18 protein-coding genes are annotated in these 13960 nt (G+C 63.2%); 11 read left to right on the top strand and 7 right to left on the bottom strand.

What is annotated here, in order from left to right:
* Nucleotides 1–50: 50 nt before the first annotated feature.
* The 3 genes from M653_RS0102000 to M653_RS1000000134895 all read right to left on the bottom strand — a co-directional run bounded on the left by M653_RS0102000 (nt 51) and on the right by M653_RS1000000134895 (nt 2512).
* Nucleotides 51–851, bottom strand: coding sequence for an inositol monophosphatase family protein (locus M653_RS0102000; protein WP_027141778.1), 801 nt, complete (start codon nt 849–851; stop codon nt 51–53).
* An 85-nt stretch (nt 852–936) separates the two neighbouring features.
* The gene (gene efp, locus M653_RS0102005) at nt 937–1503 is read right to left on the bottom strand and encodes an elongation factor P (protein ID WP_027141779.1); all 567 of its coding nucleotides are present in this window, start codon (nt 1501–1503) and stop codon (nt 937–939) included.
* Nucleotides 1504–1642: 139 nt separating this feature from the next.
* Entirely contained in the window at nt 1643–2512 is an 870-nt protein-coding gene (locus tag M653_RS1000000134895; RefSeq protein WP_051442592.1) for a LysR family transcriptional regulator, read from the bottom strand.
* Between the two features lie 106 nt (nt 2513–2618).
* Between M653_RS1000000134895 and M653_RS0102015 the strand changes: the two genes are divergently transcribed.
* The gene (locus tag M653_RS0102015; protein ID WP_027141780.1) at nt 2619–3635 is read left to right on the top strand and encodes an NAD(P)-dependent alcohol dehydrogenase; all 1017 of its coding nucleotides are present in this window, start codon (nt 2619–2621) and stop codon (nt 3633–3635) included.
* A gap of 15 nt (nt 3636–3650) precedes the next feature.
* On the opposite strand, the gene M653_RS0102020 is transcribed toward M653_RS0102015, so the two are convergent.
* From M653_RS0102020 to M653_RS0102030, 3 genes are all read right to left on the bottom strand, one after another.
* Nucleotides 3651–4691, bottom strand: coding sequence for a tetratricopeptide repeat protein (locus tag M653_RS0102020; protein WP_027141781.1), 1041 nt, complete (start codon nt 4689–4691; stop codon nt 3651–3653).
* 1 nt (nt 4692) lies between these two features.
* Nucleotides 4693–5340 carry a thiamine phosphate synthase gene (locus M653_RS0102025; protein ID WP_027141782.1) on the bottom strand — a complete coding sequence of 216 codons (648 nt, stop codon included), beginning with the start codon at nt 5338–5340 and terminating at the stop codon, nt 4693–4695.
* Nucleotides 5341–5473: 133 nt separating this feature from the next.
* The gene (locus M653_RS0102030) at nt 5474–6379 is read right to left on the bottom strand and encodes a DMT family transporter (RefSeq protein ID WP_027141783.1); all 906 of its coding nucleotides are present in this window, start codon (nt 6377–6379) and stop codon (nt 5474–5476) included.
* A gap of 132 nt (nt 6380–6511) precedes the next feature.
* Here M653_RS0102030 and M653_RS0102035 point away from each other — a divergent pair, with 132 nt between their 5' ends.
* The 3 genes from M653_RS0102035 to M653_RS0102045 all read left to right on the top strand — a co-directional run bounded on the left by M653_RS0102035 (nt 6512) and on the right by M653_RS0102045 (nt 8672).
* Nucleotides 6512–6970, top strand: coding sequence for an Lrp/AsnC family transcriptional regulator (locus M653_RS0102035; RefSeq protein WP_027141784.1), 459 nt, complete (start codon nt 6512–6514; stop codon nt 6968–6970).
* An 85-nt stretch (nt 6971–7055) separates the two neighbouring features.
* A complete protein-coding gene (locus M653_RS0102040) occupies nt 7056–7784 on the top strand; it encodes a class I SAM-dependent methyltransferase (RefSeq protein WP_027141785.1) in 729 nt (242 codons plus the stop codon).
* A gap of 117 nt (nt 7785–7901) precedes the next feature.
* Entirely contained in the window at nt 7902–8672 is a 771-nt protein-coding gene (locus M653_RS0102045) for a sulfite exporter TauE/SafE family protein (RefSeq protein ID WP_027141786.1), read from the top strand.
* 30 nt (nt 8673–8702) lie between these two features.
* Here M653_RS0102045 and M653_RS0102050 read toward each other — a convergent pair whose 3' ends face one another.
* Nucleotides 8703–9254: a DUF2269 family protein gene (locus M653_RS0102050; protein ID WP_027141787.1), complete on the bottom strand. Its 552-nt coding sequence runs from the start codon at nt 9252–9254 to the stop codon at nt 8703–8705.
* A gap of 322 nt (nt 9255–9576) precedes the next feature.
* Here M653_RS0102050 and M653_RS0102055 point away from each other — a divergent pair, with 322 nt between their 5' ends.
* From M653_RS0102055 to ruvB, 7 genes are all read left to right on the top strand, one after another.
* Nucleotides 9577–9957 carry a hypothetical protein gene (locus tag M653_RS0102055; RefSeq protein ID WP_027141788.1) on the top strand — a complete coding sequence of 127 codons (381 nt, stop codon included), beginning with the start codon at nt 9577–9579 and terminating at the stop codon, nt 9955–9957.
* 384 nt (nt 9958–10341) lie between these two features.
* On the top strand, nt 10342–10875 hold the full coding sequence (locus M653_RS0102060; RefSeq protein ID WP_027141789.1) for a DUF1465 family protein: 534 nt from the start codon (nt 10342–10344) through the stop codon (nt 10873–10875).
* Nucleotides 10876–10965: 90 nt separating this feature from the next.
* The gene (ruvC, locus tag M653_RS0102065; RefSeq protein WP_027141790.1) at nt 10966–11478 is read left to right on the top strand and encodes a crossover junction endodeoxyribonuclease RuvC; all 513 of its coding nucleotides are present in this window, start codon (nt 10966–10968) and stop codon (nt 11476–11478) included.
* Nucleotides 11479–11491: 13 nt separating this feature from the next.
* Nucleotides 11492–12112 (top strand): Holliday junction branch migration protein RuvA, encoded by a 621-nt coding sequence (gene ruvA, locus M653_RS0102070; RefSeq protein WP_027141791.1) that lies wholly within the window; start codon nt 11492–11494, stop codon nt 12110–12112.
* Nucleotides 12113–12176: 64 nt separating this feature from the next.
* Nucleotides 12177–12461, top strand: a complete 285-nt coding sequence (locus M653_RS0102075; RefSeq protein ID WP_027141792.1) for an AbrB/MazE/SpoVT family DNA-binding domain-containing protein — start codon at nt 12177–12179, stop codon at nt 12459–12461.
* Complete coding sequence (locus tag M653_RS0102080) at nt 12458–12862, top strand: type II toxin-antitoxin system VapC family toxin (RefSeq protein WP_027141793.1); 405 nt, start codon at nt 12458–12460, stop codon at nt 12860–12862. Before M653_RS0102075 ends, M653_RS0102080 begins: the two co-directional genes overlap by 4 nt.
* Nucleotides 12859–13896 (top strand): Holliday junction branch migration DNA helicase RuvB, encoded by a 1038-nt coding sequence (gene ruvB / locus M653_RS0102085; protein ID WP_027141794.1) that lies wholly within the window; start codon nt 12859–12861, stop codon nt 13894–13896. The genes M653_RS0102080 and ruvB overlap by 4 nt, the downstream gene beginning before the upstream one ends.
* The last annotated feature ends 64 nt before the right edge of the window (nt 13897–13960 follow it).

Raw genomic sequence — 13960 nt, forward strand, 5'->3', positions numbered from 1 at the left:
CCGACGGACAGTATTTCAAGCTTTGTTTGCGGTTTTACGACTGCGGCGGTTCAGCGCGGCGGGAGCGGCTTTTTCACCGTTTTCAGCAATGCGCGCTGGATGGTCTCGTTGCCGGCGACGACCGTGCCGGTGTCCAGCATGTCCTGCCCGCCATCCATGTCGGAGGCGAAGCCGCCCGCCTCGCGGATCAAGAGCAGGCCGGCGGCGATGTCCCAGGCCGACAGGCCGACTTCCCAGAACCCGTCCATGCGTCCGGCGGCGACATAGGCAAGATCGAGCGAGGCGGAGCCCATGCGGCGTACGCCGGAGACCTCGGCCATGACGTTGCGCAGTTCGACCAGGAAATTGCCGTGATGGCCGCGGCCGAGATGCGGCACGCCGCAGCCGATCACCGTGTCGACAAGCTTGGTGCGGCCGGCGACGCGCAGGCGGCGATCATTCATGAAGGCGCCGCCGCCGCGCTCGGTGGTATAGAGCTCATCCATGGCCGGATTGTAGATGACGCCGGCAACGATCTGGCCCTGGCGCTCAAGCGCTATGGAGACGGCGAAAAGCGGAATGCCGTGCAGGAAATTGGTGGTGCCGTCGAGCGGATCGACGATCCAGCGGTGCTGGCTGTCATCGCCAATGACCGTGCCGCGCTCTTCCATCAGGAAACCGTAGCCCGGGCGCGCTTTCGACAATTCGGCAAACACGATGTCCTCGGCCTTGCGGTCGGCCTGGCTGACATAGTCGCCGGGGCCCTTCATCGAGACCTGCAGGTTCTGGACCTCGCCGAAGTCGCGCGACAGCGAGCGGCCGGCCTTCATTGCGGCCTGGACCATGACGTTGAGGAGGGCGGAGCGTGCCATAGTGCTTCTTCCTGGTGCGGCGCTTTAAACTCTGTCTCGATGCATGCCGGTGACCCAAACCAGGGCCACCTTTGGGCGACATGCATCAGTCGGCGCGGCGCACGTAAGTGATTTCGTTGGTGTCGACGATGATGCGTTCGCCGGCGCCGATGAAGGGCGGGACCAGGACCCGAATGCCGTTTTCCAGCACAGCCGGCTTGTAGGAGGACGCCGCCGTCTGGCCCTTCACCACGGGATCCGCCTCGGTGATGGTCAACGTCACATAGTCGGGCAGTGAAATGCCGATCGGCCGCTCCTCGTAGAGCTGAACCGTCACCATCATGCCGTCCTGCAGGAACGCGGCGCGGTCGCCGACGAAATCCTTGTTCAGTTCGAGCTGCTCGTAGCTTTGAGTATCCATGAACACCAGCGCGTCTTCCTGCTCGTAGAGGAAGGAAAAATCCTTCAGGTCGAGCCGGATCTGCTCGACCGTCTCGGCCGAACGGAAGCGTTCGTTGAGCTTGGTGCCGTTGATGAGGTTCTTCAGTTCGACCTGGTTATAGGCGCCGCCCTTGCCGGGCTTGACGGTGTTGGTCCTGACCGCCACCCAGAGGCCGCCATCGTGTTCGATGACATAGCCGGGACGGATTTCGTTGCCATTGATCTTGGCCATGATGATGGGATCCGGGATGCTGCCAACGGCCAGACCGTTGGTTGGGATGTTCGCCGTGACAAGCGATTTAGGGCTCCAAGACCACAAATCGCCCGGAGAGGCAAGGGAGGACGGGTCGGCTCCAGCCGGCAAGCCGGCATCAGGTTTCGATATCGAGGACGTCGCCGACGGTCGTTGCAATGGCCTGCGCGGCCTTCGCCAGGCGGTTGAGGTGAGGAGAGCGCAGTGCCACGACCTGCAATGAAAGGTCCAAATCTCCAGTATCGACAAGCGCGAGGTCGTCAGGAAGTCCGCGCGCGGCGAGCCGCGACGGCATGAGGCCGAGGCCGTGTCCCCGGCGTACCCATTCCATCTGCATCGCCGGGTCCTGAATTTCCGCCGCCACAACGAGCCGATGCCGTTCGCCGCCCAAAATGGCGAGGAGTCTCTGACGTGCGTCGCAAGGCTCGGGACTGAGCACCCAAGGCATGGAAGCCCAGGCGGCGTCCGTAAGACGGGATTTGGTAGCGCCGGCCTGCGCTATGACGGCGAGAAGTTCGGTGCCGAGCACGTCCGGGCCTTGATGACCGGCGGGTCGTAGAACAATCGCCATGTCGAGCAGGCCGCGCTCGAACTGCTCGATCAAATCCGCGCTCCAGCCGGTCTTGAGCCGCAAGGATATTTTTGGAAACGTCGCAGCCGCGCGAGCTATACCGCCCGCAACGCTCCCGTCGGACAAGCCATGTGCCAAGCCGACACGCAGCACGCCTTGCGGTTCGGTGTCGGCGGCGAAGGCTTTCAGAGCCTCGATGGACGCCAGTATGTCTTTCGCGCGCTCCAACACCTCCAGTCCCGCCGTGGTCAGGCGCGGCGGCTTCTGCCGGCGATCAAGAAGCGTTGTCCCGAGCACATCCTCCAGTCGCTGCACCTGACGGGTGACGGCAGGCTGCGTCAAAGGCAGGCGCCGGGCCACATTCTGAATAGAGCCTTCCTCGGCGAACAGAACGAGCGTGCGCAGTTCCTCCAGCATTCTAGCGGTGCTCCAAATGCATAATCATACTGATTATTATGAATTTGAAATCATAAGCAAGGCAAGCGATTTTCCTTTCCAGGGACCTCCAAACGGAAAGAAGACAATGAAGGCGATCGAATTGCAGCACCCGGGCGGCATCGACAATCTCAGGCTGGTCGAGCGGCCGATGCCGGAACCGGGCCGCCAGGAGATGATCATCAAGGTCAAGGCCACGGCACTGAATTACCGCGATGTGGAAATCGCCCGTGGCAGTTACCACACTGCCTTTGCGCTGCCATTGGTTCCGCTTTCGGACGGCGTCGGCGAAGTGGTTGCCGTTGGCGCCGAAGTGACCCGCTTCAAGGTCGGCGACCGCGTCTGCGCTACATTTTGGCAGCGTTGGATCGGCGGCAGTTTCGCCATGGCCGAACCCTCCTATCAACGGGGCGGTCCCATCGACGGGTTGCTCAGCGAGTTCGCCAGGCTGGATGAACAGGCGGCCGTCCTTGCGCCAGAGCACCTGAGCGACGTCGAGGCCGCGACGCTGCCTTGCGCCGCCGTGACAGCATGGCATGCGCTGTTCACCGAAGGCCGGTTGAAACCCGGCGAGACGGTGCTGAGCCTGGGCACAGGCGGTGTCTCGCTGTTTGCGGTGCAGTTTGCCGCCGCCGCCGGCGCACGCGTCATCGTCACGTCAAGCAGCGACGATAAGCTCACGCGCGCAAAAGCGCTTGGCGCCCATGACGGCATCAACTACCGCAGCGACCCGGATTGGGCGTCAGCCGTGCTGGCGCTCACCGGTGGGCGGGGCGCCGATCACATCATCGAAGTCGGCGGGCCGCAAAGCTTCGCCCAGTCGCTGAGGGCTTCGGCGCGGGGTGCCCAGATCAACGTAATCGGCTATCTCGGCGGTAGTGAAGGGGCAGTCAACCCGCTCGACATCTTCCGCCGCCAGGTCCGGGCACGCGGGATACCGGTCGGTTCACGCGAATCCTTCGAGGCGATGAACCGGGCTCTTGCCGTCAACCGGCTGACGCCGGTGATCGACAAGGTCTTGCCGTGGCGTGAGGCAGCCAGCGCCTTCCGCCATCTCGAACACGGCTCGCCCTTCGGCAAAGTCGTCCTGGATCACATGCAATAAGCGTGCGCGCTGTCCTCAGGGCAGGCGGTTCGCCTTCTGCAGGGCCTGCTTGGTCTGGTCGTCGCTCAGCCCTTGCAGGAAATCGTCCATTTCCTGATCGATGAGGCCGGCGCGGCGGGCGACGATGTACCAGGCGCCGGCGAGCACGAGGTCCGGATCGGTGCCGATGCCCTGCATATAGAGTTTTGCCAGGCGGTTCTGGGCCGCGACGTTGCCGCCTTCGGCGGCCTGCTTCGTCCAGCCGAAAGCCGATTTCAGGTCGCGCGCGCCGCCGCGGCCCTCGATCATCCAGGCGGCGAGATCGATCTGCGCGGTGTCATAGTTCTGACGGGCGGCCTGCGCCAGCAGCCGCCGTGCCTGTGCGTCGTCGCGCGGCTTGCCGCCGACGCCATTGGCATAGATCTGAGACATGGCGTATTGCGCATCGGCGAGACCGGTCGCCGCAGCGCGTTCATAATAGGAAACCGCCTTGGCCAGGCCGGCGTCGCCGGGATCCTGCTGGACCAGCATCTGCGCGAAATTGAATTGCGCCAGCTGGTTGCCNGCTTCNGCGGCGGCCTGCATCAGGGCGTAGGCCCCCTTCGCGTCCTTCTTGACGTAGCGGCCGTCGAGCAGCATCAGCGCATATTGAAATTGCGATTCCGGCACGCCCTGCTCGGCGGCAAGCGCGTACCATTTCGCGGCCTCGGCCGAGTTCAACGGCACACCCAACCCGCGCGACAGGATCTCGGCCACCAGCGTCTGCGCGGCCGGGTCGCCATTCTGCGCACGGACCAGCGCCAGATTGTAGGCGGTCTTGTAGAGCCCGCGCTGGAACGCGCCATAGGCGGCGTCGGCCGGCTTGGCGCCGAAACGATCGGGATTGACGCTGTCGACCGAGGGCAGCGGTGCGGGCTCCGCCGTGGTGGCAGGCTGGGGCAGCTGGTTTTCGATCGGCTTGTCGGTGTGCACGCCGGTTTCAGGCTTGGGCTGCGGCAAGGGTATGGTTTCGGCGGCGGCGGCCTGGATCATCACCGCCGCAAGCAGGGCCTGAAGGGAAAGCCTTGCCAGGGACACGTCAATCCTCGAAGCGCGGCGCTGTTTCGTCGAGCAGCGCATTGGCGCGAGTGATCGCCGCCTTCGGATCGACGCCGTCGGCGAACACGGCGCTGGACAGCGCGACGAACTCGGCGCCGGTGGCGGCCACCGTCTCGACGGAGGCAAGATCGCAACCGGCCTCGACGATGCAGGGGATCTGGATCATCTGCGCCCACCATTGCCCCAATGACAGGTTGCGCGGATGCGGCTCGGGCTTGTTGTCGTAGCCGAAGCGGCCGAAGAAAATGTAATCGGGCCTGGCTTCGCCAAGCTCCAGCGCGTCGTCGCGGGTCTTGGCACCGCCGGCGCCGACCATCATTTTCGCCTGGAAATGCTCGATCGTCTCCGCGAGTTCGGCCTTGGAGACCTCGACATGGATGCCGTCGGCCTGGACCCGGCCCGCGATGCGGGTGTCGCCAGCGATGATGACGGCCACGCCCGCGGCCTGCGCGGCCGGCACGACCTGTTCGGCAAAGGCCTGGAAGGAGGCCTCGTCCATGCCGTTCTCGGGCAGGATCAGCGAGGCGATGTCGCCGCCGTCGAACGCGGCCGCGATGCGGGTGGCCGGCACGCCGGGCGGCGCGATCAGTACGATGCGGCAGCGGTTGGGGGGCGTTGCGTCATTCATGGTTCTTCGATCCCGGGTTTCGCCTATGCCGGGCGAAGATGGTTGGATTGCGGCATAGAGCAAACTGCCCGCTTTGAACAGGCGGGCAGCCAGGATCGCAATTCTTGACCGGCCGGGTAGCCGGCATGCCGCCTTACTTGATCGGCTGCGGGCTCGCGGCGGACGGTCTCGATTTCCACAATGTCCAGCCGAGGTTCATGCCGGCGGCAGCGATCAGGATGGCGGCGGCGCCGACGACCTGACTGAAATGCAGCCGATGGCCGAAGGCGATGACATCGACCAGGATGGCAACGACCGGGTAGATGAAGGACAGCGACCCCTGCAGATGCGTCGGCAGCTTCTGGATGGCGCCGTACATCAGGATGTACATCAGGCCGGTGTGGACGATGCCGAGCGTCGCCAGCATGGCCCAGCTCCATGGGTCGGCGGGAAGATGCGAGAGATTGGCGAAGGGCGCCAGCATGACCACGCCGACGCAGACCTGGATGAGCGCGATCAGATGCGGCGGCGTGCCTTTGAGCTTCTTGGTGATGATGGCCGCGACGGCCCAGAAGAAGGCGGCGGCCAGGGCCACGAGAATGCCGGCGAAATAGTTCGTACCGACATCGCCGGAGTCAGGGGCGGCCCCGACGATCAGCACCATGCCGGCGAAGGCGATTGCCAGCCAGGTCAGTTTGGTCAAGGTCAGCCGCTCGGCGAACAACAGCGCCCNGAAGCCGACCAGCATGAAGGGCTGCGTGTTGTAGACCGCGGTGGCGATCGAGATGGAGGCGCGTGAGAAGGCGCTGAACAGGAGCAGCCAGTTGATGACGATCGCCGCACCCCCAAGCGCCGCGAGGCCGATGATGCGCAACGACAGTCTGTTGCGCAACAATCCAAGCGAAGCACAGATGACGAGCAGCGTCAGCGCGCCGAACGCGCAGCGCCAGAACACCACATCCATGATCGGCTGGCCGGACATGATGACGAACCATCCGATCGTTCCCAGGATCGCCATTGCGGCCGACATTTCGACCGTGCCACGTACAGTATCGTTCATGATAAGCCTCTGAACCCGTTGAGGCGGCATAATCTCATGCGATGCCGAGGCTTTCCATCTGCAGGAAAAGGAGATATGAGGGCATTGCCTAATTATCTTAGGCTGGCACCTTGAAATCCGCGAGAAAAATAAATGCTGGATGACTTCGACCGAAATCTGCTGGAAATCCTGGTCAGGGATGCGCGGACCTCGCTGAAGGATCTCGCGGCCCAGGTCGGGCTGTCGTCGCCGAGCATTTCGGAGCGGCTGCGGCGGCTCGAGGAGCGGGGCGTCATCCGGGCGTTCACCGTCGAGATCGATCCGCAGGCGCTCGGCTATACGCTGCAGGCGATCGTGCGGATCAAACCTTTGCCGGGCAAGCTGCACATCGTCCAGAAACTGATCGAGGAGATTGCCGAGTTCGGCGAATGCGACAAGGTGACGGGCGATGACTGTTTCGTCGCCCGGCTGTACGTGCGCTCGATCGGCGACCTCGACGGCATTCTCGACCGTATCGCCGACAAGGCCGAGACCAGCACCGCCATCATCAAGGCACAGCCGATTCGGCGACGGCCGCCGCCACTGGGGTTGCCGTCGGGCTCACAGGCTTGACACCCCGTCGCCATGGTGGAAAGGCGCGGCGAGTACACCAAATGTCAGTCTTCCGCCAGATGACCGTCCGAGGAGCGAGAAAAACATGGCGCAAAACATTTACGATCAGCCGGATTTCTTCGCGGGCTACAGCCAGCTTGGCCGCTCTGTCGAAGGCCTGGACGGCGCCGCCGAGTGGCCGGCGCTGCGTGCGATGCTACCTGACGTGGCAGGCCTCAGGATCGTCGACCTCGGCTGCGGCTTCGGCTGGTTTTGCCGCTGGGCGCACGAGCAGGGGGCGAGGCAAGTCCTTGGACTTGACCTGTCGGAGAAGATGCTTGCCCGTGCGAGAGCGGCCGGCCCGGACGCCGGCGTCACCTACGAGAGAGCCGACCTCGACCAGCTAAGCCTGCCGCAAGGCGGCTTCGATCTCGCCTACAGTTCGCTCGCCTTGCACTATGTCGAGGATATTGAGCGCCTGTTCAGGACCGTGCACCAGGCCCTGTCGCCCCGCGGCCATTTTGTCTTCTCGACGGAACATCCGATCTACATGGCCCCAACCAATCCGGGCTGGTCGATCGATGGGGAAGGGAAAAGGACCTGGCCTGTCGACCGGTATCTGGTGGAAGGGCCGCGCAAGACCGACTGGCTGGCCAAGGGGGTGGTCAAACATCACCGCACCATCGGCACAACGCTCAACACGCTGATCCGCACCGGTTTCACAATCGAGCATGTCGAGGAATTCCGTCCGACGGGCGCGCAGATCGCGGCCAGGCCGGATCTTGCGGAAGAGCTCGAGCGGCCGATGTTCCTGCTGGTTTCGGCGCGCCGATAAGGGTTCGAAGCCCGTTGGCCCGATATGTCGCGGCCAGCCCATATTTGCAGTCGCCGAGCCGGCGATTCCAGGCTATTCAGACGTTGATCCGCTTTCCCTCCAGACCAGCCCCTCCCCATGTCAGGCCTGCTTCTCGATCCGTGGTTCTACGCGGCCGCCGTCCCGGCGGTCATTCTGGTCGGCCTGTCCAAGGGTGGTTTTGGCGGCGCCGTCGGCTTTGTCGGCGTGCCGCTGATGGCGCTGACCATGCCGCCGGTGCAGGCGGCCGCCATCCTGCTGCCAATCCTGTGCCTGATGGACATCGTCTCGGTGTGGACATGGTGGGGCGTCTATAACAGAAAGATGCTGGCCGACATGATGCCGGGCGCCATCATCGGCATCGGGCTTGGCTGGCTGACGGCAGCACTCGTCACCGAGGAAGCGGTGCGGCTCATCGTCGGCGCCGTCGCCATCATCTTCGTCCTGCGCTGGCTTTACCTGCAATTTCGTCATGGTTCCGACCATGCGGCCGCACCCAATCGCGTGGCCGCGGCCATATGGGGCACGGTCGCAGGCTTCACCAGCTTCGTCGCCCATGTCGGCGGCCCGCCCTTCCAAGTCTATGCCTTGCCGATCCGACTCGACCCCAAGGTGCTGTCGGGCACAGCAGCGATCTTCTTTGCCGCCACCAACGCGCTGAAGCTCATTCCCTATTTCGCGCTCGGCCAGTTCGACACCGCCAATCTGACGGCGTCGGCGGTGCTGATGCCGCTGGCGCCGTTGTCGACCATCGCCGGTGCGTGGCTGGTGCGGCGCATGCGGCCGGAGGTTTTTTATCCCTTCACCTATGCGACCGTGGCGGTCGTGGCTGTGAAGCTTCTGTGGGACGGGATTGCCGGCTTGATGTAGACCAGCGCCCCTTCAGGTGATCCGCTCTGGTCAGGCGGCGTTGGGCACCATGCGCCGTGTCCGGCCGAGCGCCATTGTGGCGCCGGCGGCAAGAACCACAACCATGCCGGCGAGAATGGCGACGTCGTGCAGGGTCGGCTTCAGCACCATGTCGGTGACGATGACCAGCATGACCGCATAATCGAAGCGCGCCGCCCGCAGGATGCGCTGGCCGTAGGCAAGTGCCGCGGGCGTCACGCCGTCCCTGGCGATCATCGCGCTCATGTGGTCGGCTGTCGGCTTGAAAACGAACATGCCGATGCAGAAGGTCGTGGCGTAGCCGGCAAGGCCGATCAGGATCCAGAGATCGGAGAAGCCGACCCAGAATGAGCACATGATCAAGCCGAAGGCCAATGTCAGCATCGACATCGGCGCGAAGAAGCGGTTGCCCAGCTCGCCGGTGGCGCGCATCGCCTGCAGCGTTCCCTGAATGTTGCCGGCACGATCCGCCAGGGTCGCCAGCACCATCAGCGTGAAGCCGCCACCGACCCAAAGCATCGCCGAAACGATGTGCAGCAATTTGACGATGGAATACCAATCCATGACTTTCTCCCGATGTCCAATGGTTGACGGCGAGGCGGCCATTGCCCGCTCGCCGATCAGATGCCGCAGCGTTTAGCGCCGCGGCTGTTTCCGAACGATGTCGTGGAAAAGCCGGCTGTGTTTCAGACTGCCGGCTAACGAAAGCAGCGACTAATATGATGAACGCACCGCCCGATTTTCTGCTATGCCGGGAGCGTCGGGGCGCGACATCGTCCGGAAACAGTGCCGATGCTAGTGCCGACGCCGGAAATCCGGCGGCGACAGCGCTTGCCTGACGATCAACTCATTCCCAGCTTGGGAAAAGGCAATTCGGGGGACTGATATGCAAGGGACAGCACGGAATTTCTTCACGCTGGCGATCATCTATGCGGTGTGCGGCATGGCACTCGGCATCCACATGGCCATCAGCGAAGATCACGGCCAGATGCCGACCCACGCCCACACAATGGTGGCGGGCTGGCTGATGTCGGCGGTCTTCGCGTTCTTTTACCACCTGTTTCCGGCTGCCGGGCAAAAGACGCTGGCCTTGGTCCATTTCTGGCTGACGGCAATCAGCGGCATCGGGCTCATGATCGGCCTTTATATACTGCTTGCCGGAAATCCGGGGATCGAGCCGTTGCTGGGGATATCCTCGATCGGCTTCTACGCAGGCATTCTGCTGTTCGCCTTCATTGCCTTGCCGGTGGTGTGGAAAAAGGCCTGAGGGAAGGTTGAAACCGGCCTGTGCGGCTGTGCTGTTACGGCACAGGAGCACGGTGTCGGGTTAAAAAATATCAGGGATGTTAAGGGTTCATTAAGCTTTACAGGCGTTTACTATGTCCATCCAGTGATCTGGATTCTTACCGAGTGGTTGGAGCCACTTTGTTTGACGCCTCCCTGTTAAACTCCTGAGAGCCGCCTTATCCGCGGCTCTTTTTTTGTCCGCATTCCGGCGGCATTCCGCGCGGCCGTTCCCCGTTAACCTTCTGTTAAACATGTGCTTGCCTTCACCCCGGACGAAGCGCATTTTCAAGCTTCAGTTATATAGGGTCCCGGGTGTATCGGCAGAGAGCCGAATCGGCCGGTTGCGAGTGCAGGGGCGTTATCAATGAACGAGCCTTCGAAGGGCATTGCGAAAACCGTGAAGCTGGCGGAGCGCCGGGTTTTTTCGCACTCCTTCAAACCGCTTTACCAGGAAGGCATGGGGCTGGTCGAACAGGCGGCGGAGTATCTCGACGGCAAGGGCCGGGCCGAGGCCAAGAAACTATCGCGGCTGGCGGCCACGCTCTACGCGGCCGAATCGATGCGACTGACCACCAGGCTGATGCAGGTTGCCTCGTGGCTGCTTTTGCAGCGCGCGGCGAATTCCGGCGAGATGACCCGCGACCAGGTCGCCTCGGAAAAGTCCAAGGTGCGCCTCGACACCGCTTCCGCCCATGACGAAGCGGCCGGCTGGGCCGAACTGCCGAACGATTTCCTCGACCTCGTCAACCGATCGCTGCGCCTGCAGGCATTGGTGCGCCGCATGGATGAAGAGATCTACGGCGCCGGTGCGGTGGTCGACATGCAGCCCGTGGCCCGCCGGCCCAATCCGGTTTCGGACCAGATCAGCCTGCTCAACACGGCGTTCGCCCGCAATTAAGCGATTTCGCAATCGCCCCCTTGGCAAGGGTCGTTTCTGGTTTGTTCACATTTCGCTGGCATCGCTGTCCGCCGGGGGTAAAGTCACCGGATGGGGGACGCGATTCGCATCATCGGTATCGATCCGGGGCTCAGGCGCACCGGCTGGGGCATTGTCGAGAGCCTCGGCAATTCCTTGCGTTTTGTCGCTTCGGGCACCGTGCGCTCCGAGGACAAGGCAGCGCTGGCGACGCGGCTCTGCCAATTGCATGATGGGCTTGCCGAAGTCCTGCATCAGGCCATGCCGCATGAGGCCGCCGTCGAACAGACCTTCGTCAACAAGGACGCCGTTGCGACGCTGAAGCTCGGCCAGGCGCGCGGCATTGCCATGCTGGTCCCGGCGCGGGCGGGCCTCGTCGTCGCCGAATATGCGCCCAATGCGGTGAAGAAGGCGGTGATCGGCGTCGGCCACGGTGACAAGAAGCAGATCCACATGATGGTGAAGGTGCTGCTGCCGAAGGCGATCTTCGACACCGAACACGCCGCCGACGCGCTGGCCATCGCGATTTGCCACGCGCATCACCGGCAGAGTGCGGCCTATCGGCTGGCGGTATTGGCATCATGAGAGGCTGTTGGGGATGATCGGCAAGCTCAAGGGCACGCTCGACGAGGTCGATGAAGACCATTGTCTCGTCGATATCCACGGCGTCGGCTATGTCGCCTATTGCTCGACCCGCACGCTGGCGGCACTGCCTTCGCCCGGCGAAGCGGTGGTGCTGTTCATCGAGACCTATGTGCGCGAGGACATGCTGCGGCTCTATGGTTTCCAGTCGCAGCTCGAGCGCGAATGGTTTCGGTTGCTGATGAACAACGTGCCGGGTGTCGGCGCCAAGGTGGCGCTGGCCATCCTGTCGACGCTGGCGCCGGCCGACCTCGCCAATGCCATTGCACTGCGCGACATCGCCATGGTTTCCCGCGCCCCTGGCGTCGGCAAGAAGGTGGCCGAGCGCATCGTCACCGAATTGAAGGCCAAGGCACCTGCCTATGCAGGCACCGCCACCGGCACCATTGGGCTCAAGCAGGAACTCGGCGAAGGCGTGGCGCCGGCGCCGATCACCGACGCGGTCTCGGCCCTGGTCAACCTCGGCTATTCGCGTGACACCGCCGCCAATGCGGTGTCGGCGGCGCTGAAGACGGCGGGCGAGGGCGCCGATGCGTCGAAACTCATCCGCTTCGGGCTGAGGGAACTGGCGCGGTGATCGCTTGAAAACAAAATTCCAACTACAATATGTTTTGTAAGTAATTTATTCGAAAGTAAGAAAAATGGGCGCCTACGCAAGCCTGACATCAAAAGGCCAGCTTACCATCCCAAAGGACGTCAGGGATGCGCTGTCGCTCAAGGCGGGTGACATGATCGCCTGGACGGTAGTGGATGGCTACTTGATCGGAACGCCGCGCAATCTCGACTTTGCTGACCTCGCCGGATTCCTGGGAGATCCGCCCGACGGTCCGGCTTCACTCGAGGAAATCGATGCCGCGGTTCGGGACGCTGTTGGACGGCATGTTGTCGGGGACGCGCCGAAGGGCGGGCATGAGGGCGACGCGTGACGTCGATAGGCATCGATACGAACGTTCTGCTTCGAATGGTGCTGAACGATGATGCCGAGCAAAGGGCAAAAGCCTTGGCTTTCGGCAAAGGCCTTAGTGAGGATACCCCAGGCTTTGTCAGCCTGATCGTCCTGGTCGAGTTCAGTTGGTCGCTGATTTCTCGTTACAGGATGTCCAGGGAACAAGTCCTGGCGGCAATCCAAAGACTGCTGAAAATCAGAACGTTGGTTTTCGAGGATTTCGATGCCATCGTGATCGCGCTCGAAAGGTCCAACATACCGCAAGTTGACTTTGCCGATGCGCTAATCGCCGAGCACAACCGAAATGTGGGTTGTTCCCACACGGTCACTTTCGATCAGCGGGCTGCAAGGTCCATTGCAAGCATGGAATTGCGGGCATGAGCCTTTCCCCCCGTCTCATTGCACCGGAAAAGCGTGGCGAGGACGCCGAGCAGACGTTGCGGCCGCAGACGCTCGACGATTTCGTTGGTCAGGCGGCGGTGCGGGCAAACCTCAAAGTCTTCATCGAGGCCGCCAAGGGCCGCAAGGAGGCGCTCGACCATGTGCTGTTCGTCGGACCGCCGGGGCTGGGCAAGACGACGCTGGCGCAGATCATGGCGCGTGAGCTCGGCGTCAATTTCCGTTCGACCTCCGGGCCAGTCATCGCCAAGGCAGGCGATCTCGCGGCACTGCTGACAAATCTGGAAGAAGGCGATGTGCTGTTCATCGACGAGATCCACAGGCTCAACCCGGCGGTGGAGGAAATCCTCTATCCGGCGATGGAGGATTTCCAGCTCGACCTGATCATCGGCGAGGGACCGGCGGCGCGCTCGGTCAAGATCGACCTTGCGCGCTTCACCCTTGTGGCAGCCACCACGCGGCTCGGCCTGCTCACCAATCCGTTGCGCGACCGCTTCGGCATTCCGGTGCGGCTCAATTTCTACACCGTCGAGGAGTTGGAGCAGATCGTGCGGCGCGGCGCTCGCATCCTGCAGATGCCGCTCGGCAATGACGGTGCGCTCGAGATCGCGCGGCGCGCGCGCGGCACGCCGCGCATTGCCGGCCGGCTGTTGCGGCGGGTGCGCGATTTCGCCTCGGTTGCCGGCGACGGCCATGTCGACCGCCTGATCGCCGACGAAGCCTTGACCCGGCTCGAAGTCGACGCGCTTGGCCTCGACGCGCTCGACCGCCGCTATCTCAGCATGATCGCGCGCAATTTCGGCGGCGGGCCGGTGGGTATCGAGACGATCGCGGCGGGCCTGTCCGAGCCGCGCGACGCCATCGAGGACATCATCGAACCCTATCTGATCCAGCAGGGCTTCATCCAGCGCACGCCGCGCGGACGCATGCTGACCGCCAATGCCTGGCGCCATCTCGGCCTCGATGCGCCGAAGGATCTGGCGCAGCAGCAGATCAATTTGTTCCAGGAAGAGTAGCCCGCCGCGGCTTTCACGCCGATCAAGCATCAGTGAACGGACCTGCGCAAATTCTCCTCATCTT

Source organism: Mesorhizobium sp. WSM3626, assembly GCF_000513935.1.
Classification (GTDB): domain Bacteria; phylum Pseudomonadota; class Alphaproteobacteria; order Rhizobiales; family Rhizobiaceae; genus Mesorhizobium; species Mesorhizobium salmacidum.

Coding starts and splice junctions, on each gene's coding strand:
- M653_RS0102000 (WP_027141778.1), bottom strand. CDS start 851: ATGGCACGCTCCGCCCTCCTCAACGTCATGGTCCAGGCCGCAATGAAG.
- efp (WP_027141779.1), bottom strand. CDS start 1,503: ATGGCCAAGATCAATGGCAACGAAATCCGTCCCGGCTATGTCATCGAA.
- M653_RS1000000134895 (WP_051442592.1), bottom strand. CDS start 2,512: ATGCTGGAGGAACTGCGCACGCTCGTTCTGTTCGCCGAGGAAGGCTCT.
- M653_RS0102015 (WP_027141780.1), top strand. CDS start 2,619: ATGAAGGCGATCGAATTGCAGCACCCGGGCGGCATCGACAATCTCAGG.
- M653_RS0102025 (WP_027141782.1), bottom strand. CDS start 5,340: ATGAATGACGCAACGCCCCCCAACCGCTGCCGCATCGTACTGATCGCG.
- M653_RS0102035 (WP_027141784.1), top strand. CDS start 6,512: ATGCTGGATGACTTCGACCGAAATCTGCTGGAAATCCTGGTCAGGGAT.
- M653_RS0102040 (WP_027141785.1), top strand. CDS start 7,056: ATGGCGCAAAACATTTACGATCAGCCGGATTTCTTCGCGGGCTACAGC.
- M653_RS0102045 (WP_027141786.1), top strand. CDS start 7,902: ATGTCAGGCCTGCTTCTCGATCCGTGGTTCTACGCGGCCGCCGTCCCG.
- M653_RS0102050 (WP_027141787.1), bottom strand. CDS start 9,254: ATGGATTGGTATTCCATCGTCAAATTGCTGCACATCGTTTCGGCGATG.
- M653_RS0102055 (WP_027141788.1), top strand. CDS start 9,577: ATGCAAGGGACAGCACGGAATTTCTTCACGCTGGCGATCATCTATGCG.
- M653_RS0102060 (WP_027141789.1), top strand. CDS start 10,342: ATGAACGAGCCTTCGAAGGGCATTGCGAAAACCGTGAAGCTGGCGGAG.
- ruvC (WP_027141790.1), top strand. CDS start 10,966: ATGGGGGACGCGATTCGCATCATCGGTATCGATCCGGGGCTCAGGCGC.
- ruvA (WP_027141791.1), top strand. CDS start 11,492: ATGATCGGCAAGCTCAAGGGCACGCTCGACGAGGTCGATGAAGACCAT.
- M653_RS0102075 (WP_027141792.1), top strand. CDS start 12,177: ATGGGCGCCTACGCAAGCCTGACATCAAAAGGCCAGCTTACCATCCCA.
- ruvB (WP_027141794.1), top strand. CDS start 12,859: ATGAGCCTTTCCCCCCGTCTCATTGCACCGGAAAAGCGTGGCGAGGAC.